Origin of the sequence: Pseudomonas sp. MWU13-2105, assembly GCF_023242315.1 — a bacterium.
Lineage (GTDB): Bacteria > Pseudomonadota > Gammaproteobacteria > Pseudomonadales > Pseudomonadaceae > Aquipseudomonas.
Window position 1 is genome coordinate 12,850 of record NZ_JALLIY010000026.1, and the last position, 26,050, is coordinate 38,899.

Sequence of the window (26,050 nt, forward strand, 5' to 3'; positions counted from 1 at the left end):
AGTTGCTGCAGTAGCAGAGTGCTGCTGCGCCGGTTCCGGCCTCTTCGCGGGCAAGCTCCGCTCCCACAGTGTCCGAGTCGTACGCATGATGTGTGTACAACAGAGAACTTGTGGGAGCGGAGCTTGCCCGCGAAGGGGGCCTGGAGACCGCCAGATAATTAACGGTCAGCCACACTGACCGCCTTCAACACCGCCCCTGGTTTCAACACCAGCCAAAGGGCCAGCGCAATCAACACTCCGCCATACACATGGGCCATCGACAGCGGCTCGTCGAGCAACAGCGCCCCCCACAATACCCCGAACGCCGGAATCATGAAGGTAACGGTCATCGACTTGACCGGGCCGATATCGCTGATCAACTTGAAATACATGATGTAGGCAAACGCCGTACACACCAGCCCCAGGCCCAACAGCGACAGCCAGACACTCATCCCGCCCCAACTGACCGGCGGGTGGGCGATGGCGTTGTAACCGAAGAATGGCAGGATCACCAGGGTCGCGCCGAACATGCTGCCCATGGCCGAAAGCCGAGGATCGAGGCCCCCCTGATGGTCGAGCCAGCGGCGGGTAAGGAACCCGGCGAAGCCGTAACTGGTGGTGGCCAGCAGGCATGCCGTGGCTCCCATCAGCAAGTCCAGGTTGAAGGTCACAGGTCCCGCGCGGGTCAGCACGGCCACCCCGAACAATCCGAGGAAGATCCCGAGCAGTTTGTTCAGGCTCAGTTTCTCATGGAAGAACACCCCGCCGATCAGCACGCCCATCAGCGGTGTGGTGGCGTTGAAGATCGAGGAATAGCCGGCCGGCAACACTTGCGCCGCCACCGAATACAGCGTCGCCGGCAACCCGGAGTTGATCACACCGAGCATCAGGCAGACCTTGAACTTACCTTTGAAGTCCCAGCCGACCCGCATCAGCGTGAGGATCACCAGCAGTCCGATCGCGGCAATCGAGACACGGAAAAAGGCGGTGGGAAAGGCGCCGAGCACCGGGGCAATGATCCGCATGAACAGGAAACTGGCACCCCAGACAGCGGCCAGCATGAACATGCGCAGAATATCGACGGGTCTCACGGTGGCTTCCTTGGCAGGCTAGGGCGAGCAAGTGTCGCCGCATGTAACTGGCAAGGCAATGGTTGCGTTGCCTGAGGGTTGGCCTCTAAGCTCAAGCGCGTCGCCAGAGAACAATTTCGAACCACAGCGCAGGGGTTCCACTATGCCGCAGCCATGGCCGGCCGCTGATATCGCCCGCATGATCCTCGATGGCTTCGACGATTACCGCGAGCACTTCCGCCAGATCACCGATGGCGCCCGCAGCCGTTTCGAAGGCGCCCGCTGGCAGGAAGCGCAGCTGGCTTCGGCGGCACGGATCAACCTGTACGAAGAGAAGGTCGGCGAGGTCAATGCCCGGCTACGCGCCAGCTTCGATGAGAGTACCTTGCTCGATGTCACGCTCTGGCCCCTGGTGAAAAGCGCTTATATCAGCCTGATCGACCTGCGTTTCGACGATGAACTGGCCGAGACCTGGTACAACTCGACTTTCTGCGGACTGTTCAGCCACGATCTGATCAGCGACGGCTGCATGTTTATCCACACCACCCGGCCGTCACTGCGCCGGGCGCGGGCGGCGCAGACCCGAACCTACCACCCCCGTGGCGAATTGTCGGGCATGCTCGAGCAGATTTTCGCCGACTACCGCTTCAGCGAGGCCTACGCCGATTTACCGGCTGACCTGCGGCGCCTGGAGGCCCAGTTGCGGGAAAACCTGCCGGACTGGGTGTGCAAGGATCCCGAGCTGAGCGTCGAACTGTTTTCCTCGGTGCTTTATCGCAACAAGGGCGCCTACCTGGTGGGGCGGATCTACACCCATGATGAACAATGGCCGCTGGTGATTCCGTTGTTGCACCGCGAAGGACGTGGGATCCAGATCGACGCGCTGATCACCGACGAAGCCGATGTGTCGATCATCTTTTCCTTCACCCGTTCCTATTTCATGGTGGATGTGCCAGTACCGGCGGAGTTCGTCGGCTTTCTCAAGCGTATTCTGCCGGGCAAGCATATCGCCGAGCTGTACACCTCCATCGGTTTCTACAAGCACGGCAAGTCCGAATTCTACCGGGCGCTGATCAATCACCTGGCCAACACCGACGACCGTTTCATCATGGCCCCGGGGGTGCGCGGCATGGTCATGAGCGTATTCACCCTGCCGGGCTTCAACACGGTGTTCAAGATCATCAAGGACCGCTTTTCGCCGTCGAAGAACGTCGACCGCGCCACGGTGATCGAGAAGTATCGCCTGGTGAAAAGTGTCGATCGGGTCGGGCGCATGGCCGATACCCAGGAATTCGCCGACTTCCGCTTTCCCCTGAGCAAGTTCGAGCCGGCGTGCCTGGAGGAGTTGTTGGAAGTGGCGCCGTCGACGGTACAGGTCGACGGCGATACGGTGCTGATCCGCCACTGCTGGACCGAGCGGCGCATGACCCCGCTGAACCTGTACCTGGAAAACGCCAATGACGCCCAGGTTCGCGAGGCGCTGGAGGATTATGGCCTGGCGATCAAGCAACTGGCCGCGGCGAATATCTTTCCTGGCGACATGCTACTGAAGAACTTCGGCGTGACCCGCCATGGCCGCGTGGTGTTCTATGACTACGACGAGATCTGCTTCCTCACCGAAGCCAACTTCCGGCACATTCCCGCGCCCCGTACGCCCGAGGATGAAATGGCCTCGGAGCCCTGGTATTCCATCGGGCCGCTGGATGTGTTCCCGGAGGAGTTCCCGCCGTTCCTGTTCGCCGACATGGCGCAGCGCCGATTGTTCGAGCAGTTGCATGGCGAGTTGTACAACGCCGACTACTGGAAAGGCCTGCAAGAGGCGATTCGCGCGGGCAAGGTGATCGACGTGTTTCCGTATCGGCGCAAGGAGCGGGATAACGAATAATCCGTCGCGGCGCTTCGGCAATGCAGTTGGCATCATTTTCCGGCGCAAATCTGCGACAATCCGCGCCTGCCTAAAATAGACGACCTTTGCGTACCTGATGACTGACGAATCGCCCGCTATCGACCAACTGCTGAAAAACCTCGACCAGGCCATGATTGCCGACCGCCACCGGTTGCGGCGGCAGTTGCTCGAGTTGCGCAAGAAACCCGACGAAAGCAAGTTGGCCCAGTGGGTCGAGCGGATGCAGGCATCCTGTGCCCAGGTCACGGCCCGCGCCAAGAGCGTGCCGCTGATTCGTTATGATGACAGCCTGCCGATTGCCGCCAAGCGCGACGAGATCAAGGCGGCGTTGCTCAAGCACCAGGTGCTGATCATCGCCGGTGAGACCGGTTCAGGCAAAACCACCCAGTTACCGAAGATCTGCCTGGAAATCGGCCGTGGCCAGCATGGCCTGATCGGCCACACCCAGCCGCGGCGGATTGCCGCGCGCAGTGTCGCGAGCCGGGTCGCCGACGAGTTGGCCACGCCCCTGGGCGCGCTGGTGGGCTATCAGGTGCGTTTCGAAGACCAGAGCGAGGCCAACACCCTGGTCAAGTTGATGACCGACGGTATCCTCCTGGCGGAAACCCAGAACGATCGCTACCTGGAACGCTACGACACGATCATCGTCGACGAAGCCCACGAGCGCAGCCTGAACATCGATTTCCTGCTGGGCTACCTGAAAACCCTGCTGCCTCGGCGTCCGGACCTGAAGGTCATCATCACCTCGGCGACCATCGACCTGGAGCGCTTTTCCAAACACTTCAACGATGCGCCGATTGTCGAAGTGTCGGGGCGGACCTTTCCGGTGGACACCTGGTATCGCCCGCTGACTTCGCAACAGGATGAAGAGGGCAACAGCGTCGAGGAAGACCTGAGCGTGGACCAGGCGATTATCGCCACCCTCGACGAGATCGCCGCCTTCGAGCGCAGCGAGCGCAAGAGCCCGGGCGATGTGCTGGTGTTCCTGCCTGGCGAGCGGGAGATTCGCGACGCCGCGGACATGCTGCGCAAGGCCCAGCTCAAGCACACCGAAATCCTTCCTTTATATGCACGGCTGTCGCCGGCCGAACAGCAGCGGATTTTCCAGTCCCATCCGGGGCGGCGCGTGGTGCTGGCGACCAACGTCGCGGAAACCTCGCTGACCGTGCCGGGGATCCGTTATGTGATCGACAGCGGTACGGCGCGCATCAGCCGCTACAGCTACCGCGCCAAGGTCCAGCGCCTGCCGATCGAGGCCGTGTCCCAGGCCAGCGCCAACCAGCGCAAGGGCCGTTGCGGCCGGGTCGAGCCGGGCATCTGCATCCGCCTGTACAGCGAGGACGACTTCAACGGCCGTGCGGAATTTACCGACCCGGAGATCCTGCGCACCAACCTCGCGGCGGTGATCCTGCAGATGCTGCACCTGCGGCTCGGCGAGATCACCGCGTTTCCGTTTATCGAACCGCCGGACGGCAAGGCCATCAGCGACGGTTTCAACCTGCTGCAGGAGCTCTCGGCAGTCAATCGCGAGAACCAGCTGACCCCGCTGGGCCGCCAGTTGGCGCGCCTGCCGGTGGACCCGCGGATGGGTCGCATGTTGCTGGAGGCGGCCACCCTCGGCAGCCTGCAGGAAGTGCTGATCGTCGCCAGCGCCATGTCGGTGCAGGACCCGCGCGAGCGTCCGCCGGAGCGCCAGCAAGCCGCCGACCAGGCCCATGCGCAGTGGAAGGACGTGGATTCGGATTTCGCCGGCCTGATCAATGTCTGGCGTGGTTTCGAGGAGCAGCGCCTGGCCCTGGGCGCCAGCGCATTGCGCAACTGGTGCCGGAAGAATTTCCTCAATTACCTGCGGATGCGCGAGTGGCGTGATTCGCACCGGCAATTGGGCCTGATCTGCCGCGACCTGCAGTTGAGCGTCAACAAGGAGCCGGCCGACTATCCCAAGCTGCACAAGGCGGTGTTGTCCGGGCTGCTCAGCCAGATCGGCCAGAAGACCGAGGACGGCGACTACCTCGGCGCCCGCCAGCGGCGTTTCTGGGTCCACCCGTCCTCGGGCCTGGGCCGCAAGCGTCCGCAATGGCTGATGGCCGCCGAACTGGTGGAAACCACCAAGCTCTATGCGCGGATGGTCGCCAAGATCGAGCCGGACTGGATCGAACCCCTGGCCGGGCACCTGATCAAGAAGAACCACTTCGAGCCGCATTGGGAGAAGAAGCGCGGCCAGGTCGTGGCCTTCGAGCAGATCACCCTGTTCGGCCTGATCGTGGTCGGCCGCCGGCCGGTGCACTTCGGGCCCATCGAGCCGGTCGCCTCCCGCGAGCTGTTTATCCGCGAGGGCTTGGTGCGCGGCGAGATTCAGTCGAAAGCCAAGTGCCTGAGCGCCAACCAACAATTGCTCGAACAACTCGACGAGCTGGAAGCCAAGGCCCGCCGGCGCGATATCCTGGCCGACGAGGAAACCCTGTTCGCCTTCTACGACGCGCGCCTGCCGGCAGAGATCCACCAGACCGCGACCTTCGACAGCTGGTACCGGGTCAACAGCCAGAAAGACCCGCAACTGTTGATCATGCGCGAAGAGGATGTGCTCGCCCGCGACGCCAGCGAAGTCACCGCCGCGCACTATCCGGACACCCTGCACCTGGGCGACCTGGCCCTGGCCTTGAGTTATCACTTCGAACCCAACCACCCGCGTGACGGCGTGACCCTGCGGGTGCCGGCGCCGCTGCTGCCGGCGCTGCCCGGCGAGCGCCTGGAGTGGTTGGTTCCGGGGGTGATCGAAGCCAAGTGCATTGCCCTGGTTCGCAACCTGCCCAAGGCCTTGCGCAAGAACTTCGTGCCGGTGCCGGATTTCGTCAAGGCGGCGCTGCAACGGATCGAGTTTGCCGAAGGCTCGTTACCCCTGGCGCTGGGCCGTGAGCTGTTGCGCATGACCGGCGCGCGGGTCAGCGATGAAGCCTGGGCCGAAGCGGCGCAGCAGGTGGAAAGCCATCTGCGTATGAACCTGGAAATCGTCGATGCCCAGGGCAAGTTCCTCGGCGAAGGGCGTGACCTGGCCGAGCTGACGGCGCGCTTTGCCGAAGCCAGTCAGGCGGCCCTGGCCGTGCCACAGACCGCGAAAAGCCAGCAGCCGGTTCAGGCCCGGGAGTTTGCCGCGGTGGCCCAGAGCACCCAGCAGAAGATCGCCGGGTTGTCGATGACGGTGTATCCGGCGCTGGTGGAGGAGAGCGGTACGGTCAAGGAAGGGCGTTTCTCGACCCCGGCCGAAGCCGAGTTCCAGCATCGCCGGGCCCTGCAGCGCCTGTTGCTGCAGCAGTTGGCCGAGCCGGCGAAGTTCCTCCGCGGCAAATTGCCGGGCCTGACCGAACTGGCTTTGCTGTATCGCGAACTGGGTCGGGTCGAGGCGCTGGTTGAAGATATCCTGCTGGCGAGCCTCGACAGCTGTGTGCTGGACGGCGAGGACAGCCTGCCACGCGATGGCGTCGGCCTGGCGTCCCTGGCCGAACGCAAGCGCGGCGCCTGGACCGAGCATGCCGAGCGCCTGGCGCGCCTGACCCTGGAGACGCTCAAGCTCTGGCATGCTCTGCAAAAACGCTTCAAGGGCAAGATCGATCTGGCCCAGGCCGTGGCCCTCAATGACATCAAGCAGCAGTTGAGTCAGTTGGTCTATCCCGGCTTTGTCCGGCAGACGCCAGGCGCCTGGCTCAAGGAGTTGCCGCGTTACCTCAAGGCCATTGAACTACGCCTGGAAAAACTGCCGTCCCAGGTGCAGAAGGACCGGGTCTGGAGCACTGAACTGGCAGGGCTTTGGGCCCAGTACCAGGCCCGCGCGGCCAAGCATGCCCAGGAAGGCAAGCGCGACCCGCAACTGGAGCTGTATCGCTGGTGGCTGGAAGAGTATCGGGTCTCGCTGTTTGCCCAGCAGTTGGGGACCAAGGTGCCGATTTCGGACAAGCGCCTGGGCAAGCAATGGAGCCAGGTCGAAGCCTGATATAAGGTTTTTAGCCGGGCTCCCGGGAGCCCGGTTGTATTCCATTGATCTTGGCCCTAGGGCCAAATCCCAATGTTTATGGCACACTTGGCGGCTATAAATGCCGATTCCATGGTTCGAGCGCTGCTTGCCCGACCGGGTCGGAAGAAAACGACTCCAGGCCCTTTGCCGTTTTGACGGGATTGGCCCTTTTATGTGTTGGTACGAATGTGCCAATGACTTCTGCCTGAACAGAATAGAGGAACGAGCGTGCATAACGTCGTCATCAGCGGCACCGGCCTGTACACCCCGGCCAACAGCATTTCCAACGAGGAGCTGGTGCAGTCTTTCAACAGCTATGTGCAGCAGTTCAACCTCGAAAACGCCGCGGCCATCGAGCGCGGTGAAGTTCAGGCACTGACCGAATCGAGCGCCGCATTCATCGAGAAGGCGTCCGGTATCAAGAGCCGTTTCGTCATGGACAAGGACGGCATTCTTGATCCGCAGCGCATGCGCCCGCGCCTGCCCGAGCGCTCCAACGACGAGTGGTCGATCCTCTGCCAGATGGCCATCGGGGCCGCCGAACAGGCCCTGCAACGCGCGGGCAAGACCGCCGCCGATATCGACGGCGTCATCGTTGCCTGCTCGAACCTGCAACGGGCCTATCCGGCGGTGGCCATCGAGGTCCAGGAAGCCCTGGGTATCCAGGGTTTCGGCTTCGACATGAACGTCGCCTGTTCCTCGGCGACCTTCGGCATCCAGGCCGCCAGCAACAGCATTCAACTGGGCCAGGCCCGGGCGATCCTGATGGTCAACCCGGAAGTCTGCACCGGTCACTTGAATTTCCGCGACCGCGACAGCCATTTCATTTTCGGTGATGCGGCGACGGCGGTGATCCTGGAACGGGCTGAGCTGGCGACTTCGGCCTATCAATTCGACATTGTCGGCACCAAGCTGCTGACCAAGTTCTCCAATAACATCCGCAACAACTTCGGTTTCCTCAACCGCGCGGCGGAAGAGGGCATCGGCGCCCCGGACAAGCTGTTTGTCCAGGAAGGCCGCAAGGTGTTCCGCGACGTCTGCCCGATGGTGGCGGAGCTTATCGCCGCGCACCTGCAGGAAAACCAGCTGAACATCGCTGATGTGAAACGCTTCTGGCTGCACCAGGCCAATCTCAGCATGAACCACCTGATCGTCAAGAAACTGCTGGGACGCGAGGCCACGGAGGAAGAAGCGCCGGTGATTCTCGATACCTACGCCAACACCAGCTCGGCCGGTTCGGTAATTGCCTTGCACAAGAACCAGGACGATCTGGCGGCGGGTTCGCTGGCGGTGCTCAGTTCGTTCGGTGCCGGTTATTCGATCGGTAGCGTGATCCTGCGCAAGCGCTGATTGCAGGATCTGGGCTTGCCCATGCCGGCCAATTGGACGTGGAATATTGAGAACGCCGCCTAACTGTGGGAGCGGTGCTTGCCCGCGAAGCTTTTAGCGGTTTCAATGGCCCCTTCGCGACGGTCCGGCGCCCCGGCAGGCTCTGCTCCTGCAGGAGTGCGTTGCTGCATGACTGAGTTGACGTCGATCTTGAAAACGAGGTTGTGAATGGCGGCGATGGACGATACTCAACTGCTTGAGCGTTTGCTGGCAGGCGAACAACGGGCCTACAAGGAGTTGGTCAGTACCTACCAGAGTGCGATGCGGGCAGTTGCCTATGCCATTGTCGGCAGCCGCCAGGCCGATGAAGCGGTCCAGGATGCCTGGCTGGCGGTGGTGCGTAACCTGGCGGGCTTCCAGGGACGCTCCAGTCTCAAGACCTGGTTGTTGACCATCACCGCCAATGCGGCGAAAAATCGCTACAAGCAGAACCGTCGCGAAGTGCTGCTGGATGACCTGCCGTCGCCCCACGGCACCATCGGCGACGAACGCTTCGCCGCGGATGGCCACTGGGCCCTGGCGCCTCACGCCTGGCACGAGGACACCCCCGAGGCCCTGCTCAGCGAGGATGAGCTGCGCCAGTGCCTGGAACATACGCTGTTGAGCTTGTCCGAGTTGCAGAGCAGTGTCTTGTTGTTGCGTGAACGCCAGGGGCTGGAGTTGGAGGATATCTGTAATCTTCTGGGGATCTCGCTCTCCAATGTCAGGGTGCTGCTGCACCGGGCACGCTTGAAAGTTTTCGCGACCGTGGAGCATTTTGAGGAGACCGGCGAATGCTGACCTGCAAGGAACAAGTGGCGCGCTCCAGCGACTATCTCGATGGTCAACTGAGCTTTCGTGAGCGCCTGATGGTGCGCCATCACTTGATGTTCTGCCCCAATTGCCGGCGCTTTATCCGCCAGATGCGCTTGATGCAGGCCACCCTGAAGCAGATGCCCGAACCGCCGGTCGAAAATCTCGAAGCCTTGTCCGCACAGCTGGCCGCACAGCGTCGGGATGCTGGAAAGTCATAATACCAAAAAGCCACTATTTTTTTGCCGAAGCCCTGTAGACCGGGGCTTTGCGCGAGGTCGTGCCGGTCGGAAAAAGTTCCACTGTCACAAAACCTTAATCTCCTGGCAACTGCGCTGAAATAACCCCACGCCAAGATTCCCTCCCAACAAAGCAGGTCAAGCCCCGGCAATGGCTGCGCACCCGCGTGATGGCAACGGACGCCACGAAAGACCCGAAGAGTTTGAATCCAAGAGGAGCGAAACAATGAACAAGTGCACCTTGGCCCTGGCAGTGGCCGTAGGGGTTTTGTCCCAACAGGCGTATGCCGACGGGCAAGCTGACGCGAAAGGTTTTATCGAAGGTGCAACGTCGACCCTGGGTCTGCGTAACTTCTACATCAACACTGATAACCGTAGCAATAAACCCGCTCAGAGCCTGGCCTCGGAATGGGGTCAAGGCTTCGATCTGCGGATCAACTCCGGTTACACCCAGGGTACCGTGGGTTTCGGTCTTGATGTGATTGCTCTGGAAGGTATTCGCCTGGACACCGGTGGCGGTTCCAACGGCGCAACCAAAACCAACTACAGCAGTACCGTTTTCCCAAGCGAGGCCACCGGCGGCAACAATGCCAAGTCCGTCAATGACTTCGGTAGCGTTGGCCTGACCGGCAAAGTCCGCGTTTCGCAGACCGAGCTGAAAGTCGGTACCCTGTTGCCGAACAACCCGGTGATCAAGTACAACGACGGTCGTCTGCTGCCACAAACCTTCACCGGTGGCCAGATCACTTCGAACGAAATCAAGGACCTGACCCTGACTCTCGGTCAGGTCGAGAAGTCCAAGGCGCGTAACTCCAGCAACGACGAAGATTTGTCGATCGCTGGCGCCAACAGCTCTTCCGATTTCAGCAAGGGCAAGTTCAGCAACAAGTTCCTGTACGGCGGCGCCGACTACAAGATCACCAAGGATCTGGTCGCTTCCTACTACTACGGCGAGCTGAAGGATTTCTACTCGCAGAACTTCCTCGGCCTGGTGCACAACTGGTCCATCGGTCCTGGCGTGCTGAAAAGCGACCTGCGCTACTACCGTAGCCGCGACAACGGTGCCAACGGTAATAACTCGGCCTACTACACCTCCGGCTACTACCCGAACACTGCGACTCCTGCCAAGGGTAAAGTCGACAATGATCTGTACAGCTACCTGGCGCTGTACTCGGTTGCCGGTCATACCTTCGGTGCTGGTTACCAGTACACCAAGGGCGACAGCGACTTCCCATGGTTGAACCAGGGTGACGGCTCGTCGAACAGCACCATCACTGACATGCAGATCCAGAAGTTCGCCCGTGCCGGCGAGCGTACCTGGCAAGCTCGCTACGCCTATGACTTCGCCAAGGTCGGCGTACCTGGCCTGACCGCCGGCATCATCTACCTGCGCGGCGACAATATTAATATTCAGAACGTCTCTGGCAGCCAGAGCGAATGGGAACGCGATATCAGCCTGGCCTACGTGATTCCTGAAGGTACCTTCAAGAACCTCGGCTTCGCCTGGAAAAACGCCATGTGGCGTACCAGCACCGCCGTTGCTTCCACCGACCAGGACGAAAACCGTCTGATCGTCAGCTACACGATTCCACTGTTGTAAGCTCCGCTCTTTTGGCGCCCCGCTCGACGTAAAGTCGCGCGGGGCGTTTTTTTGTCTGGCTTTTGGACACGCCCAGCGGTTCTGCGTCCTCCGATTTTTCAACGATAGCCAGGATAAGAAACTGCACCTGTTGAAAACGCCAGCTCCTACGGAAACCGTGCTCGACCTTGACTGACTGGTATGGCTCCAGGCCCCGGCAATACAGCCCGGCCGCTGTCCTGGAACCTTCTGGAATGGTGTTCCCAGGCGACTTTCAAGTCCAATGAAATAGATTTTAATATTCCTTTCCCGACAGCCTCCGCGGCCGATATCGGTTTTCCGTTCTACCTGTCGCCCTTCCTGCCTCACTTGCGCGATACTCGCTCTGCGTGTTGCACCTGCCTGGGGATATCGATGCCGTTACAACGTCTGCAAAGCCTCTCCGAGGTCGCTGCCGAGCAATGGGATGCGCTGGTGCCCGACGGCCAGCCATTCCTCAGCCATGGCTTCCTGAGTGCCCTGGAAGACAGCGGCAGTCTCGGACCGCACTCGGGGTGGCAGCCGGAGCATCTGCTGCATGTGGAAAATGGTCGGCTGCTGGCGGCCTTGCCGAGTTATCGCAAATGGCATTCCTATGGCGAGTATGTGTTCGACCACGGTTGGGCCGAGGCCTGTGAGCGCGCGGGCATCGCGTATTACCCCAAGCTCCTGACCGCCGTGCCATTCAGCCCGGTCAGCGGCGCGCGATTGCTGGCGGCCAGGGCCGAGGACGGTTTTGAACTGCTGGCCGCCTTGCCGGGCTACCTGGAGATCGAAGAGCTCTCCAGCGCCCATATCAACTTCACCGATGCCCTGGCCGATGCCGCCCTTGGCGAGCAGCCCGGCTGGTTGCTGCGTTACGGTTGCCAGTTTCACTGGCAGAACCGCGGCTACCGGGATTTCCAGGACTTCCTCGATACCCTGAGTTCGCGCAAGCGCAAGCAGATGCGCAAGGAGCGCGAGCAGGTCGCCGGGCAAGGCTTCGATTTCCAATGGCTGGAAGGCCGTGAGTTGAGCGAGGCGCAGTGGGATTTCGTCTACGCCTGTTATGCCAATACCTACGCCGTGCGCCGTCAGGCGCCCTACCTGACCCGGGAGTTCTTCAGTCTGCTGGCCGAGCGCATGCCCGGGTCGATCCGCGTGGTCCTGGCCAAGCAGGGCGGCCGGCCGGTGGCCATGGCGTTCAGCCTGATCGGCGGCGACAGTTTCTACGGTCGTTACTGGGGCTGCCTGGCGGAGTTCGACCGGCTGCATTTCGAAACCTGTTTCTACCAGGGCATGGACTACGCCATCGCCCGGGGCCTGCAACGTTTCGATGCCGGAGCCCAGGGCGAGCACAAGCTGATTCGCGGTTTTGAACCGGTGATCACCCATTCCTGGCACTACCTGCGTCATCCGGGGCTGCGCGCGGCAGTGAAGGATTTCCTCGCGCAGGAGCGGGTGGGGATCCTCGCCTATGCCGAAGAGGCGAAGGCGGCGCTGCCTTACCGGCAAGCCTGAGTGCTCGACCGCCCCCTTCCGGGGGCGCTGGTGGCATTCAATCGATGCCGACGAACCCGCCGGTCTGATGTTGCCAGAGGCGTGCATACAGGCCGCCATGGGCCAGTAGCTCGGCATGGTTGCCGGTTTCGGCGATCCGGCCATTTTCCAGGACCACCAGGCGGTCCATGCGGGCAATGGTCGACAGGCGGTGGGCAATGGCGATTACGGTCTTGCCTTCCATCAGTGTCTCCAGGCTCTCCTGGATCGCCGCCTCCACTTCCGAATCCAGGGCCGAGGTCGCTTCGTCCATGATCAGGATCGGCGCGTTCTTGAGCAGCACCCGAGCAATGGCGATACGCTGGCGCTGGCCGCCGGACAATTTCACCCCGCGCTCACCGACATGGGCATCAAGGCCAGTACGCCCCTGGGCGTCCGACAGTAGTGGGATGAATTCGTCGGCCCGGGCCTTGCGTGCTGCTTCCCAGAGTTCTTCATCGCTGGCATCGGGCTTGCCGTACAACAGGTTGTCGCGGATCGAGCGGTGCAGCAGCGAGGTGTCCTGGGTGATCATGCCGATATGTTCGCGCAGGCTTTCCTGGGCCACCTCGGCGATGTTCTGGCCATCGACCAGGATCCGTCCGCCTTGCAAGTCATAGAGCCGCAGCAGCAGGTTGACCAGGGTCGACTTGCCGGCGCCGGAAGGGCCGATCAGGCCGATTTTCTCCCCCGGACGAATCGTCAGGTTGAGGTCGCTGATCACCCCGCTGCGTTTGCCGTAGTGGAAGTCCACATGCTCGAAGCGCACTTCGCCCTGGCTGACCCGCAGGCGTGGAGCCTGCTCGCGGTCGGTGACGCTGACCGGTTGGGCGATGGTCTGCAGGCCGTCCTGGACCATGCCGATGTTTTCGAAAATGCCGTTGACCACCCACATGATCCAGCCGGACATGTTGACGATGCGGATCACCAGGCCGGTGGCCAGGGCGATGGCGCCGACCGAGATCAGCGACTGGGTCCAGAGCCACAGCGCCAGTCCCGTGGTGGTGACGATCAGCAAGCCGTTGAGGCTGGTGATGGTCACGTCCATGCTGGTCACCACCCGTGAGGCCAACTGGGTTTTCTCGGTCTGCTCCACCAGTGCTTCACGGGCATATTGCTGCTCGAAACGGGTGTGGGCAAACAGCTTCAGGGTGGTGATATTGGTATAGCCGTCGACGATCCGGCCCATGAGTTTCGAGCGGGCCTCGGAGGAAATCACCGAGCGTGCCTTCACCCGCGGCACGAAGTAGTACAGCGCGCCGATGTAGCCGGCGATCCACACCAGCAGCGGGATCATCAGGCGCCAGTCCGCCTCGACGAACAGCACCAGGGAGCTGATGACGTAGATCAGCACATGCCAGAGCGCATCGACGGCCTGGACCGCCGAGTCGCGCAGCGAGTTGCCGGTCTGCATGATGCGCTGGGCAATGCGCCCGGCGAAGTCGTTCTGGAAGAAATTCAGGCTTTGCCTGAGTACATAGCTGTGGTTTTGCCAGCGAATCATGCTGGTCATGCCCGGGCTGATGGTCTGGTGCACCAGCAGGTCGTGCAGACCGAAAAAGATCGGCCGCAGCACCAGGGCAACCACGGCCATCCACAGCAGCTCGCGGCCATGCACCTGGAAGAATTCGGTATTGGGCGTACCCTGGGCCAGGTCGATGATCCGGCTCAGGTAGCTGAACAGCGCCACTTCGATCAGCGCGGCGAACAAACCGACGATCAACAGCGCGGCGAAGCTCGGCCAGACCTGGCGCAGGTAATACAGGTAGAAGGGCAGGACGGTGTTCGGCGGAGCGGCAGTGGGGGCGTCGCGAAAAATATCGATCAGTTGTTCAAAACGACGATAGAGCATGGGTTCTGACGCCCGTCAGGCGGGCTCTCCTTGAAGATGAAGCGGCGCAAGCCACAGGCACCCGGCCTGCAGCTTGCGCCTGCCATTAGTCGATCCGCTTGGCCGACTTGATATACACCGGGTCCGACGGCACGTCCGACATGCCTTGCTTGGTGGTGGTCGGCGAGTTGACGATGATATCGACCACATCCATGCCCTTGACCACCTTGGCGAATACCGCATAACCGGCATCGCGGCCCGGGTCGAGGAAGTCATTGTCCTTCACGTTGATGAAGAATTGGCTGGTGGCCGAGTTCGGATCCGAGGTCCGCGCCATCGACAAGCTGCCGCGCACGTTGTGCAGGCCGTTGCTGGCTTCGTTCTTGATCGGCGCCTGGGTCGGCTTCTGCGCCATCTGTGCGGTGAAACCGCCGCCCTGGACCATGAAACCCGGAATCACCCGGTGGAAGATCGTGTTGTTGTAGAAGCCACTGTCCACGTAGGCGAGGAAGTTCTTGGTGCTGATCGGCGCGTGCACCGGGTCCAGCTCGATTTCAATGGTGCCGTTGGTGGTCACCAGTTCTACATGGGGCGCCTTGGCGGTATCGGTGGCGGCCATCAGGTTGGCGGCGAACAGCACGGAGCCGGTGAACAGGGCGATTTTTTTCAGCATGGTTCAGTGATCCTGGGTGGTGGTTTCGACTGCGGTTAGAAACTCAAGCAGGGTTTGGTTGAAGACCTGGGGTTGATCCAGTGGCGTGGCGTGGCGTGAATCGGCGATCACCACCAGACGCGCATCGGGCATCAGTTTGACATAGCTTTCCTTCAGCGCGACCGGTGTGTAGTCATGGTCTGCACTGACGATCAGGATTGGACAGGTAATCCGTGACAGTCGTTCCTGGACCCCCCAACCGACGATGGCATCGAAGCTGGCGAGATAAGCACGTTTGTCGTTTCTTGCCCAGCGCTCGGTCATCTTGCGCCGCAATTGCGCCTGCTCGGGCTTGGGAAACAGCATCACGCTCAAGGCCTTGCCGATGCGCTTCGGGCCCAGCAGCCGGGCCAGGCTCCAGCGCCTGGCCCACTGCAGGTAGTCGCCGGGCTTGCGGACCTTGACCTCGGGCGCGCTGTTAACCACGCACAAGCTCCTGAACATGTGCGGCTGATCCACCGCCAGCTGGAAACTGATCATCCCGCCCATGGACAGGCCGACCAAGTGCGGATGGTCCAGCTTCAGGTGTTCGATCAGGGCCATTACATCCGCGCTGAACCCGGCGATGCTGTAGCGCTGCCGGGGCTTGTCGGAGCGTCCATGGCCACGCATGTCCATGACGATCACCCGGTGCCGCGTGGCCAGTGCCGGCACCTGCATTTCCCAGTCCTCGGTGCTGGAGCCGAGACCATGGATCAGCAGCACCGGCGTGCCCTGGCCGTACTCCTCATAATGCAGCGTACAACCTTCATGTTCGAAGTAGGCCATGGGTCAACATCCTGTCAGGCTTGCCGGGGAGCGGCGAAGGGGGCGTCCAGCGGCGCGGTGTCGAAGGTGCGCAGCAGTTCGACGAGAATCTGCGTGGCCGGCCCCAGGGGTTTGTCCTTGTTCGAGTACAGATAGAACGTCGGGTGGCGGCTGCCGCCCTGATCCAACGGTAGCACCTTGAGCAGACCTTCCCGGATTTCCCGTTCGATCATGTGTCGCGGCAACCAGGCAAAGCCCAGGCCGTTGCCGATAAAAGTGGCGGCGGTGGCCAGGCTGCCGACGGTCCAGCGCTGCTCGGCGCCGAGCCAGCCGACATCGCGTGGTTGCTGGCGCCCGGAGTCACGGATCACCACCTGCAACTGGCTTTCCAGGTCCTGGAAGGTCAAGGTGCGTTGCAGGCGATGGAGGGCGTGTTCCGGATGGGCGACGGCGACGAATTCCACCGCGCTCATCTCGGTGCCCAGGTAGCCGGGGATATTGAAGCTGCTGATGGCCAGGTCGGCGACACCTTCGAGCAGGACCTCCTCCACCCCCGACAGCACTTCTTCGCGCAGGCGCACGCGGCAGCCGCGGCTCTGCGGCATGAACGCGGTCAACGCGCGGACCAGGCGGGCATTGGGGTAGGCGGCGTCCACCACCAGGCGTACTTCGGCTTCCCAGCCCTGTTCCATATGGTGGGCCAGGTCTTCCAGCTGGCTGGCCTGTTTCACCAGTTGCCGCGACCGCCGCAGCAACACGCCGCCGGCTTCGGTGAGCACGGCCTTGCGCCCGTCGATGCGTAGCAGCGGCACGCCGAGCTGATCCTGCATGCGGGCCACGGTGTAGCTGACAGACGACTGCGAGCGATGCAGGGCTTCGGCGGCCTGGGCGAAGCCACCGTGATCGACCACGGCCTGCAGCGTTCGCCATTGATCAAGGGTCACGCGGGGCGCTTTCAAGTTGGGCTCCTCTTGTCCTAAGCTGGCGGTCCTTATTGGAGACTGCCGAATGAGAAAAATCTGTTGTGTGTTACTGGCCATGCTGCCCTTGACGGCATGGGCTTATCCCATCGAAGTCGAAAAACAACTCAACGGCCTCGGTATCGACTACACGACCTTCGATACCGATACGGATATCGGCTCCATCCAGGTGAACAACTACGGGAAAACCGACGCGCTGTGCAGCGTGGTGTTCCGCAATGGGCCCGAGGCCCCGCGGACCCGCAAGCTCGAGCTGGCGGCCGGGCAGAGCAAGAACGCCAGCGTCAAATTCACCCGCAGCATTATCCGCCTGCGCCTGGAACTGACCTGTACGGCGAAATGAAGCCCGAGGAGCATTCTGCCAAGCATGCTCCGCCTATCAACAAATTTATAGATAGGTTGCAGTCATTTTTTCGGCTTTTTTATCGGTTAATCGCTGTTTAATCTCCACGCCATCGACTTACAGCCCTCAGCGATGGAGCCTACATCCCATGTCCCGCGTACTGATCATCGAAAGCAGCGCCCGCCAGCAAGACTCGGTTTCCCGTCAGTTGACCGAGCAATTCATCGGTCAATGGCAAGCCGCCCATCCAGGCGATCCGATCACTGTCCGTGACCTGGCGAGCGACCCGGTGCCGCATCTGGACAGCCATCTGCTGGGCGGCTGGATGAAGCCCGCCGAGCAGCGCACGGCCGTTGAGAAGGCGGCGCTGGAGCGCTCCAACCAGCTGACCGACGAACTGCTGGCGGCGGACGTGCTGGTGCTGGCCGCGCCGATGTACAACTTCGCGATCCCGAGCACCCTCAAGGCCTGGCTCGACCATGTGCTGCGGGCCGGCCTGACCTTCAAATACACCGACACCGGCCCGCAAGGTCTGCTGGTTGGCAAGCGAGCCTATGTCCTGACCGCGCGCGGTGGGTTGTATGCCGGTGGCACCAACGATCATCAGGAACCCTACCTGCGCCAGGTGCTGGCGTTTATCGGCATCCACGACGTCACCTTCATTCACGCCGAAGGCCTGAACATGGGCGGCGACTTCCAGGAAAAAGGCCTGAACCAGGCCAAGGCGCGGATTGCCCAGGTGGCTTGAAGGCTTAATGTTCAGCTAATCGCCGATTGTTCTAGTGTCGCCAGCAAAAGTTTTTCAAGTGGCTCCTTCAAGTTGTACGCGCAGAACCTCCCTTTGCACTGGTTGCTCCCTGAGTGCATGCAACCCGATCCGGCCGCCCAGCCCGATCGGGTTTTTTTTTGCCCTGGATTCCTTGTGCGGCAGAAAGTCGCTAAGGTCGCGGCCATTCGGCGAGCGGTATTACTTTTTTGTGGTGAGCGGGCTTGCCCGCGCTGGGGGATGCGCCCCCAAAAAACGTTGGCCCCGGTGTGCCAGGTAGATCGGGATCATAGGTTTTACGACTGCTTCGCAGTCGAGCGCGGGCAAGCCCGCTCGCCACATGTACGAGGTACTCATGGGTTATCTACTTTTTGTCACGCTGCTCCAGGCGTTTTCCTTCAGCCTGATCGGTGAATACCTGGCCGGCCATGTCGACAGTTACTTCGCCGTGCTGGTGCGGGTGCTGCTGGCCGGGCTGGTGTTCATTCCGTTGACCCGCTGGCGCCAGGTGGAACCGGCGTTCGTGCGCGGCATGCTGCTGATCGGTGCCTTGCAGTTCGGCGTCACCTATGTCTGCCTGTACCTGAGCTTCCGGGTCCTGACGGTGCCGGAGGTGCTGCTGTTCACCATTATCACGCCCGTGCACGTGACCCTGATCGAAGATGCCCTGAACCGGCGCTTCAACCCTTGGGCCTTGCTCGCGGCCCTGGTGGCGGTGGCCGGCGCGGCGGTGATCCGCTACGACCGGATCAATCCGGATTTCTTCATGGGCTTCCTGCTGCTGCAACTGGCCAACTTTACCTATGCCGCCGGGCAAGTGCTCTACAAGCACCTGGTGGCGCGTCACCCCAGCGACCTGCCGCATTACCGGCGTTTCGGCTATTTCTACCTGGGCGCGTTGGCGGTGGCGTTGCCGGCGTTCCTGTTGTTCGGCAAGGCCAACTACCTGCCCGAGGGGCCGTTGCAATGGGTCGTGCTGCTGTTTCTCGGGCTGGTCAGCACGGCGCTGGGGATGTACTGGTGGAACAAGGGCGCGTGCCTGGTCAATGGCGCCACACTGGCGGTGATGAACAACCTGCATGTGCCGGTGGGGCTGCTGATCAACCTGTTGATCTGGAACCAGCAGGAACCCTTGGGGCGCTTGTTCTTCGGTGGCCTGGTGATTCTCGCGGCGGTGTGGGTCAGTCGCCTGGGCGCGCGGCCGCTCAGGGTCTAGAGCGCGTGCTCCCGCGGCTCGGGAATATGGCTGGCACCCAATAGCGCCGGCAACATCCCGGCCCGCAGGTCGTTGCCGCTGGGCTGCTGGTACAGGCTCAGGCCGAACTCTGGCAGCACCGCCAGCAGGTAATCGAAAATATCCCCCTGGATACGTTCGTAGTCGGCCCAGGCGGTGGTGGAGGTGAAACAGTAGATCTCCAGCGGCACGCCCTGGGCCGTGGTCTGCATCTGGCGGACCATGCAGGTCATGTCCGGCTGTACTTCCGGATGACTCTTCAGATACGCCAGGGCGTAGGCGCGAAAGGTCCCCAGGTTGGTCATGCGCCGACGGTTCGCCGCCATCGCCGCGACATTGCCCTGGGCCTCGTTCCAGGCCTTGAGTTCGGCCTGCTTGCGACCGATGTAGTCGGTGAGCAGGCGCACCCGGCTCAGCCGCTGTTCTTCGTCATCGTGCAGGAAACGCACGGCACCGGCGTCGATGAACAGGCTGCGCTTGATCCGCCGGCCACCGGATTGCTGCATGCCGCGCCAGTTGCGGAACGACTCTGACATCAGCCGCCAGGTCGGGATCGAGACGATGGTCTTGTCGAAGTTCTGCACCTTGACCGTGTGCAGGGTGATGTCCACCACATCGCCGTCGGCGCCGACCTGGGGCATCTCGATCCAGTCGCCGACCCGCAGCATGTCATTGCTGGTCAGTTGCACGCTGGCGACGAAGGACAGCAGGGTGTCCTTGTAGACCAACAGGATCACCGCCGACATGGCACCCAGGCCCGAGAGCAGCAACAGCGGCGAACGGTCGATCAGGGTGGCGACGATGACGATGGCGCCGAACACGTACAGCACCATCTTCGCCAACTGCACATAGCCCTTGATCGAGCGCGTGCGCGCGTGTTCGGTGCGTGCGTAGATATCCAGCAGGGCGTTGAGCAGGGCGCTCATGGCCAGCACCTGGAACAGGAAGGTAAAGGCCAGCGCGACATTGCCGAAGAAGATCAGGCCGTTCTTGCTCAGTTCCGGCACCAGGTGCAGGCCGAACTGGATCACCAGCGAGGGCGTGGTTTGCGCCAGGCGATGGAACACCTTGTTCTGCAGCAGGTCGTTGACCCAGTGCAGCGCGGGCTGGCGCCCGAGCAATCGCGCGGTATGCAGGATCACATAACGCGCCACCCGGCCGAGCACCAGCGCCACGATCAGCAACAATGCCAGGCCGAGCCCGGTTTGCAGCAGGGGATGTTGATCGAGTGCGCTGAAAAAGTCCTGGGTGCGCAGCCAGAGCTGTTTGATATCCATGGGGGACGACGAATCTTCTGAAGGAAATGACCGGGGGATTAGAGCATTTAACACTTCAAAGATGACCGTTGCAGACAAATCCGCTCACAAAAACAGCACTCTTTGTCGCGCTTTTCACAAAGAAACTCGGCCTCGGCGCTCGAAACCGTTACCCTATGCCGCTGATATTTTGTATTTCTTCGAGGTAGCACCCGTGTTTTCCGAATTCGCCCTGCACGAACGCCTGCTCAAAGCCGTGGCCGAGCTTAAATTTGTCGAGCCTACGCCAGTGCAGGCGGCGGCCATTCCATTGGCGTTGCAGGGGCGTGACCTGCGGGTGACGGCGCAGACCGGCAGCGGCAAGACCGCCGCGTTCGTCCTGCCGATCCTCAATCGCCTGATCGGCCCGGCCAAGGTTCGCGTGAGCATCAAGACCCTGATCCTGCTGCCGACCCGCGAGCTGGCCCAGCAGACCCTCAAGGAAGTCGAGCGTTTCTCCCAGTTCACCTTTATCAAGTCCGGCCTGATCACCGGCGGTGAAGACTTCAAGGTCCAGGCCGCCATGCTGCGCAAGGTGCCGGATATCCTGATCGGCACCCCGGGGCGGATGATCGAGCAACTGAACGCCGGCAACCTGGACTTGAAAGAAGTCGAAGTGCTGGTGCTCGACGAAGCCGACCGCATGCTCGACATGGGCTTTGCCGAAGACGTCCAGCGCCTGGTGGACGAATGCACCAACCGCCAGCAGACCATGCTGTTCTCCGCCACCACCGGCGGTTCCGGCCTGCGCGAGATGATCGCCAAGGTCCTGAACAACCCCGAGCACCTGCAGCTCAATGCGGTCAGCCAGCTGAACGACACCACGCGCCAGCAGATCATCACCGCCGACCACAACCAGCATAAAGAGCAGATCCTCAACTGGTTGCTGGCCAACGAGACCTACCAGAAAGCCATTGTCTTCACCAACACCCGGGCCATGGCCGACCGTATCTACGGTCGCCTGGTCGCCCAGGAATACAAGGCTTTCGTCCTGCACGGCGAGAAGGACCAGAAGGACCGCAAGCTGGCCATCGACCGCCTGAAGCAGGGCGGGGTGAAGATCCTCGTGGCCACCGACGTCGCCGCTCGCGGTCTGGACGTGGACGGCCTGGACATGGTGATCAACTTCGATATGCCGCGCAGCGGCGACGAATACGTGCACCGTATCGGTCGGACCGGGCGTGCCGGTAACGACGGCCTGGCGATCTCGCTGATCTGCCACGGCGACTGGAACCTGATGTCGAGCATCGAGCGCTACCTCAAGCAGAGCTTCGAGCGCCGCACCATCAAGGAAGTCAAAGGCACCTACGGCGGACCGAAGAAGGTCAAGGCTTCGGGCAAGGCTGTCGGCGTGAAGAAGAAAAAGACCGACGCCAAGGGCGACAAGAAGAAGTCGGCCGCCAAGGCACCGACCAAGCGCAAGATCGCCAACCGACCGAAGACCGATGCCCTGTCGTTGGTCAGCAAGGACGGCATGGCGCCGCTCAAGCGCCGCAAGCCGCAAGCCCCGGCTGCCGAATAACCGGCTATCGGCTCAAGCGCTTGCTCTCCCACCAATGCCCCGACTTGTCGGGGCATTGGCGTTTTTGTGGGCGCGATATCTGTGGGAGCGGAGCTTGCCCGCGAAGAACGATAACGCGGTGTACTTGAAAAAACGGGGTGCTCCCTTCGCGGGCAAGCACCGCTCCCACACCGGTGCTTTTGTCACGCAAGCAGCACTTGCGCTGTTTTCTTCAAACAGCAGGGAGGGTAGTGGCACTTTGCTAAAAAACGGCAGTCGGATTGGAACTTGAACAACGGCGCTCTGTTATTATTTCGCGCTCACGTCGGCAGGATGATGGAGCCCTGGAAGGCTTCACATAGGGAAATATGCTCATGAACTACCTCGAACGCTCCATGTCTGCCTTGCGCTCCATCGGTATCACCTTCCCCGATCAGAATGCCCCGGTGCTGGCGCTGTTGGACAAGGTCTCGGTGTATGACACCACCCGCGTCACCGCCATCGCCGCTACGCTGCAACAGTCCACGGTATTCAACGCCGTGGTCCGCGACAAGTTGCAGAGCATGGATGTCAGCACCCGTTACGCCGATATCGCCACCAGCTTCGATTCGATCCAGGCCGATGCCCGGCAGATGATGGAGTGGATGGCCGACGGCAAGCTGCAGTTCTCCGAACGCGTCCGGCTGGGCTGGATGAATATGCGCCGCGGCTCGATCCCGGATCGCTTCGAGAGCATTCGCAAGAACTACCTGGATGTGGCGAAGTCGGCGAATGAGCAGATCCAGCTGGAAACCCTGATTCTCGAGGCTTATCAGGATTATCGCCTGGCGATGAAGGCGGCCGAGGTGGATGCCTGCGAGGTGCAGAAAATCGCCCAGGCGAAGATGGACAGCGGCCGCCAGGGCCTGACCGCGGCCGGTGCGGCCCTGGAGGGCGCCGAGCTGGAAGCGAGTGAGCGGGCCAGGCTCGAGTTGGCACGGGATGTCGCCTTGCGCGAGCTGCAGGACGAGGACAAGCGCTACCAGATCATTACCGATATCGCCGATCAGTTGAAGACTGCCTACAACGCCGCCGAGCTGGTGTTCGCGCGCCTGAGCCAGTACCACAGCGTTAAAGAGCGGTTGTACCAGCGTGCCGTGAGCTTTTTCGCCACCAACGAGATCGTCCTGACGGGCCTGGCGGCGGGCTTTACTTCGTCCGGCGGGCTGGCCGAGGTGACCAACACCCTGAACGCGATGAACGAGGGGATCAACTCCAGCCTCGAGATCCAGGCCAAAGTCGGCGGCGAGCAGTTGAATGCGGCGCTCAAGGCCGGTTACGGCTCGACCCTGAAGGCCGGTTCGGTCAAGGCCCTGGCCGAGGCCGTGGTGGACTTCCAGGCCAGCAGCCTGAGCCTGATCCAGGAGCTGCGCAAGGAGTCCTCGGCGGCGGCGGCGGAAATCGAGTCGATCACCGAGGACAGCAAGCGTCGTTTCAGCGCGCTCCTGCAAAAGGGGATCTGAAGTGAGCAACCTTGTCTCCCTCAGCGAGCAGATGGGGGCCATGGCGCTGATCGACGAGCTGCGTTTCAGCCAGGCCGAATTGCAGAAACAGCTGGACCTTCCCAAGCATCGCTTGCGGGTGGCCGAGCAGATCCGTGAGTTTTACCGGGCCAAGGGCATCGAGGTGGAAGATGCCCTGGTCGAGGAGGGCGTCCGCAACTTCTTTGCCAACCGCCTGACCTACCAGGCTCCGGTGCGGATCGGCCGATTGGCCAGGCTGCTGGCGCGGGCCTATATCACGCGCCGTCGCTGGCTGATGCCGACGGTGGGGATCCTGGGGGTGGGTCTATGGCTGGTGCTGGTTGCGCCGTCGGTCTCGGGTTTTTTTGCTCGATCGATGGTGGCCGGCGCGCAGGCCCAAGTGGATGGGGCCCGGGAACTGCTGGCGGGTCATGTCGCGCAGCGGGAGCAACTGGAAAAACGCGTTTCTGCCCTGTACACCGACGCGCTTGTAGCGAATATGCCGACGACACGGCGCTTACTCGAAGAGGCCGGGCCGCTGCTGGAGAAGGCGCGTACGGTAGAGCAGGTCAGGTTGCCGTTGCAGGTCACCGAACAGAGCCGTACAGAGGACTCCAAGCTGATCAACTCGGCCACTGACAGTCTGAAGAAGGACAGTATCGGCTTGAACGCGCTGGCGACGCAGCTGGATGCGCTGAGCGCGCAAGCGACTACGATCAGGCCCTGGTTCACGCAACTGCAGGATAGCCGGGACAAGGTGCGCAAGATGGGCTTGAGCAAGGCGGATGCCGAGCAGTTCCAGCCTTTGTTTGCCAAGGCCGAGCAGGCCGTCAAGGATATGAATGCAACGGCGGCCGAGCAGGGTTTGCAGGAGGTCGAACAACTGCGGGCGGTGGCGGCGGCGCCCCTGACCCTGGAAGTGGTCAGCCGTGCCGGCGAGAAATCGATGGTTGAACGCAATTTTGATCCGACTGGGGGCAAGTCCTGGTACCTGTTGGCCGAAGCGCTCGACGCCTCGGGCAATGTGGTCCCATTGCCGATTACCAGTGTCGAGACCGGGGAGCGGCGGTATGCCTCGATGTTTGGCGTGCGGGTCAATCAGGCCACCTATCAGGCGGCCAAGAACGACAAGCTGGCGGATGGCCTGGTCGATGATCGCCTGATAGGGAAAAAGGCGGCCAACTCGCTGTCCTTTGCGTTCGGCAAAGGACCGGTCAAGACCAAACCTGATTACATCCTGGAGTGGTGATGAACGCGAGCCGTATAGAAGCTTCCCTACGTGACAACTCCCGGAACCATGAGGCCCGGCTGCGCCAACTGCAGCTCGAGTTGTCCGCCGCGCACGATCAGGAGTTGCGCTTGCAGTTGGGGCTCGGCAACGCCTTTGCGCATATTGCCAACTACCAGTTGTCCGGCGCTGCGCCGCTTTCCGCCGAGGTCCAGCGCCTGCTCGACCAGCGCGGACAGGCCGAGACCGCGCAGCGCCAGGATCTGGCGCAGGTGGAAGAGGGGATTGCCGGGCAGTTGCAGGTGCTTGCAAGCTTGGCCGCAGAGCTGGAGAACCTGACCAGGGGCCTCGATCAACAAGTCGAGCAAGACCTTCTGGACCTGCAGCAGGCCAGTTTGCTTGGCGAGGCCGATGAGCGCTCCTACAAGGAGCTGCGGGACGAGTGTCGGCTCAAGCTCCGGGCATTCCAGGCCGATCCGCTGTATGTCTACCTGCGCGATCGTGGATTCGGTACCGACGGTTATGCTGACAAAGTGCCCTGGCGTGGGCTGGACCGTTGGATTGCGCGACTGTGCAATTTCACCCAGAACAGTGCCGCCGAACGCACGTTGCTGGCCATGCAGCGGGCTAATGAAGCGGTTGGCAAGGAACATCAGGCGAATCGGGCCGCCCGGGAGGTAGAGCGCGCACGATTGCATCAAAGTGCCCTGTCCGCCAGCGATATACCGCTGTTGCAAGAGCGTCAGCGGCAAGCACAGCAGGCGCTGGAAGCGGGTAAGGCGCAAGCCAATGCGATTCATCAGCGCCTGGTGCCCTACGTCAACAAGCGCGACGAAGATTTCGTCAAGGCATCCGAGCTGTTATCCCAACAACTGGCCGGGATGACTGACCTGCGCCTGGAGCACCTGGCCGGACAGACCCAGGGTTCGCAGGATGACGAACTGGTGCGCAGGGTGCGTGATTTGCGCGCCGAGCTGGAGGTATTGCGGTTGCGCGTGCCGTCGCTGGAGCAGCAGTGCCGGGACACCGAGGCCAACTATGAGCTGGCCAGGCAACTGGAGCGTGCGTTGCAGTCAGGAGGACTCATCAGTTCCAGCTACGACTATCGGAACGTGGATCTTGATGGGGTGCTCGTCGGGTTCATGCAGGGGGCGCTGTCGCTCTCCCAGGTGGTGAGTGAAGTGGATAACAACCGCGAGTTCATCAGGGTAGCCCCCAGCCCGAGTCGCAGTGCCCGTCCGAGCAGCAGTCGCGGCCGCAGCTCGAGCAGTAGCTCGGGCGGCTTCTTCGGGAGCGGTTCTTCGGGCGGCTCCAGTTCCGCTAGCTCGTCGGATTCGTCCAGCTCCGGGAGTGGCGGCGGTTTCTCCACCAGCGACAGCCTCTAGATCGCG

General features: G+C 61.8%; 20 protein-coding genes. 14 read left to right on the forward strand and 6 right to left on the reverse strand.

Going from position 1 to position 26,050, the window contains the following annotated elements:
• Positions 1–158: 158 nt before the first annotated feature.
• Positions 159–1,070, reverse strand: a complete 912-nt coding sequence (locus tag M5B96_RS29545) for a DMT family transporter (RefSeq protein WP_248800462.1) — start codon at positions 1,068–1,070, stop codon at positions 159–161.
• Between the two features lie 142 nt (positions 1,071–1,212).
• Between M5B96_RS29545 and aceK the strand changes: the two genes are divergently transcribed.
• The 7 genes from aceK (at position 1,213) to M5B96_RS29580 (ending at position 12,502) form a co-directional block, all read left to right on the forward strand.
• Positions 1,213–2,934, forward strand: a complete 1,722-nt coding sequence (aceK, locus tag M5B96_RS29550; RefSeq protein ID WP_248800463.1) for a bifunctional isocitrate dehydrogenase kinase/phosphatase — start codon at positions 1,213–1,215, stop codon at positions 2,932–2,934.
• Between the two features lie 97 nt (positions 2,935–3,031).
• A complete protein-coding gene (hrpA, locus tag M5B96_RS29555; RefSeq protein WP_248800464.1) occupies positions 3,032–6,943 on the forward strand; it encodes an ATP-dependent RNA helicase HrpA in 3,912 nt (1,303 codons plus the stop codon).
• A 249-nt stretch (positions 6,944–7,192) separates the two neighbouring features.
• On the forward strand, positions 7,193–8,314 hold the full coding sequence (locus M5B96_RS29560; RefSeq protein ID WP_248800465.1) for a beta-ketoacyl-ACP synthase III: 1,122 nt from the start codon (positions 7,193–7,195) through the stop codon (positions 8,312–8,314).
• Positions 8,315–8,521: 207 nt separating this feature from the next.
• On the forward strand, positions 8,522–9,133 hold the full coding sequence (locus tag M5B96_RS29565) for an RNA polymerase sigma factor (protein WP_248800466.1): 612 nt from the start codon (positions 8,522–8,524) through the stop codon (positions 9,131–9,133).
• Positions 9,127–9,366, forward strand: a complete 240-nt coding sequence (locus M5B96_RS29570; RefSeq protein WP_248800467.1) for an anti-sigma factor family protein — start codon at positions 9,127–9,129, stop codon at positions 9,364–9,366. The genes M5B96_RS29565 and M5B96_RS29570 overlap by 7 nt, the downstream gene beginning before the upstream one ends.
• 244 nt (positions 9,367–9,610) lie before the next feature.
• On the forward strand, positions 9,611–10,984 hold the full coding sequence (locus tag M5B96_RS29575) for an OprD family porin (protein WP_248800468.1): 1,374 nt from the start codon (positions 9,611–9,613) through the stop codon (positions 10,982–10,984).
• 393 nt (positions 10,985–11,377) lie between these two features.
• Positions 11,378–12,502: a GNAT family N-acetyltransferase gene (locus tag M5B96_RS29580; protein ID WP_248800469.1), complete on the forward strand. Its 1,125-nt coding sequence runs from the start codon at positions 11,378–11,380 to the stop codon at positions 12,500–12,502.
• Between the two features lie 37 nt (positions 12,503–12,539).
• Here the strand turns inward: M5B96_RS29580 and M5B96_RS29585 are convergent, their stop codons facing one another.
• The 4 genes from M5B96_RS29585 to M5B96_RS29600 form a co-directional block, all read right to left on the reverse strand.
• On the reverse strand, positions 12,540–14,372 hold the full coding sequence (locus tag M5B96_RS29585) for an ABC transporter ATP-binding protein (protein WP_248800470.1): 1,833 nt from the start codon (positions 14,370–14,372) through the stop codon (positions 12,540–12,542).
• Positions 14,373–14,457: 85 nt separating this feature from the next.
• Complete coding sequence (locus tag M5B96_RS29590; RefSeq protein ID WP_248800471.1) at positions 14,458–15,024, reverse strand: peptidylprolyl isomerase; 567 nt, start codon at positions 15,022–15,024, stop codon at positions 14,458–14,460.
• 3 nt (positions 15,025–15,027) lie between these two features.
• On the reverse strand, positions 15,028–15,831 hold the full coding sequence (locus M5B96_RS29595) for an alpha/beta fold hydrolase (RefSeq protein ID WP_248800472.1): 804 nt from the start codon (positions 15,829–15,831) through the stop codon (positions 15,028–15,030).
• Between the two features lie 14 nt (positions 15,832–15,845).
• Positions 15,846–16,769 carry a LysR family transcriptional regulator gene (locus M5B96_RS29600; RefSeq protein ID WP_248800473.1) on the reverse strand — a complete coding sequence of 308 codons (924 nt, stop codon included), beginning with the start codon at positions 16,767–16,769 and terminating at the stop codon, positions 15,846–15,848.
• 49 nt (positions 16,770–16,818) lie between these two features.
• Here M5B96_RS29600 and M5B96_RS29605 point away from each other — a divergent pair, with 49 nt between their 5' ends.
• The 3 genes from M5B96_RS29605 (at position 16,819) to M5B96_RS29615 (ending at position 19,115) form a co-directional block, all read left to right on the forward strand.
• Positions 16,819–17,133, forward strand: coding sequence for a 3-phosphoglycerate kinase (locus M5B96_RS29605; protein ID WP_248800474.1), 315 nt, complete (start codon positions 16,819–16,821; stop codon positions 17,131–17,133).
• Between the two features lie 148 nt (positions 17,134–17,281).
• Positions 17,282–17,881, forward strand: a complete 600-nt coding sequence (locus tag M5B96_RS29610; protein WP_248800475.1) for an FMN-dependent NADH-azoreductase — start codon at positions 17,282–17,284, stop codon at positions 17,879–17,881.
• A 373-nt stretch (positions 17,882–18,254) separates the two neighbouring features.
• On the forward strand, positions 18,255–19,115 hold the full coding sequence (locus tag M5B96_RS29615) for a carboxylate/amino acid/amine transporter (protein WP_248800476.1): 861 nt from the start codon (positions 18,255–18,257) through the stop codon (positions 19,113–19,115).
• On the opposite strand, the gene M5B96_RS29620 is transcribed toward M5B96_RS29615, so the two are convergent.
• Positions 19,112–20,410 carry a mechanosensitive ion channel family protein gene (locus M5B96_RS29620; RefSeq protein ID WP_248800477.1) on the reverse strand — a complete coding sequence of 433 codons (1,299 nt, stop codon included), beginning with the start codon at positions 20,408–20,410 and terminating at the stop codon, positions 19,112–19,114. The genes M5B96_RS29615 and M5B96_RS29620 overlap by 4 nt on opposite strands.
• A 193-nt stretch (positions 20,411–20,603) precedes the next feature.
• Between M5B96_RS29620 and M5B96_RS29625 the strand changes: the two genes are divergently transcribed.
• From M5B96_RS29625 to M5B96_RS29640, 4 genes are all read left to right on the forward strand, one after another.
• Positions 20,604–21,950 carry a DEAD/DEAH box helicase gene (locus M5B96_RS29625; RefSeq protein ID WP_191488568.1) on the forward strand — a complete coding sequence of 449 codons (1,347 nt, stop codon included), beginning with the start codon at positions 20,604–20,606 and terminating at the stop codon, positions 21,948–21,950.
• A 353-nt stretch (positions 21,951–22,303) separates the two neighbouring features.
• Positions 22,304–23,431: a merozoite surface protein 3b gene (locus M5B96_RS29630; protein ID WP_248800478.1), complete on the forward strand. Its 1,128-nt coding sequence runs from the start codon at positions 22,304–22,306 to the stop codon at positions 23,429–23,431.
• 1 nt (position 23,432) lies between these two features.
• Positions 23,433–24,680: a DUF6384 family protein gene (locus M5B96_RS32620; protein WP_248800479.1), complete on the forward strand. Its 1,248-nt coding sequence runs from the start codon at positions 23,433–23,435 to the stop codon at positions 24,678–24,680.
• Positions 24,680–26,044 (forward strand): hypothetical protein, encoded by a 1,365-nt coding sequence (locus tag M5B96_RS29640; RefSeq protein WP_248800480.1) that lies wholly within the window; start codon positions 24,680–24,682, stop codon positions 26,042–26,044. Before M5B96_RS32620 ends, M5B96_RS29640 begins: the two co-directional genes overlap by 1 nt.
• Positions 26,045–26,050: the final 6 nt, after the last annotated feature.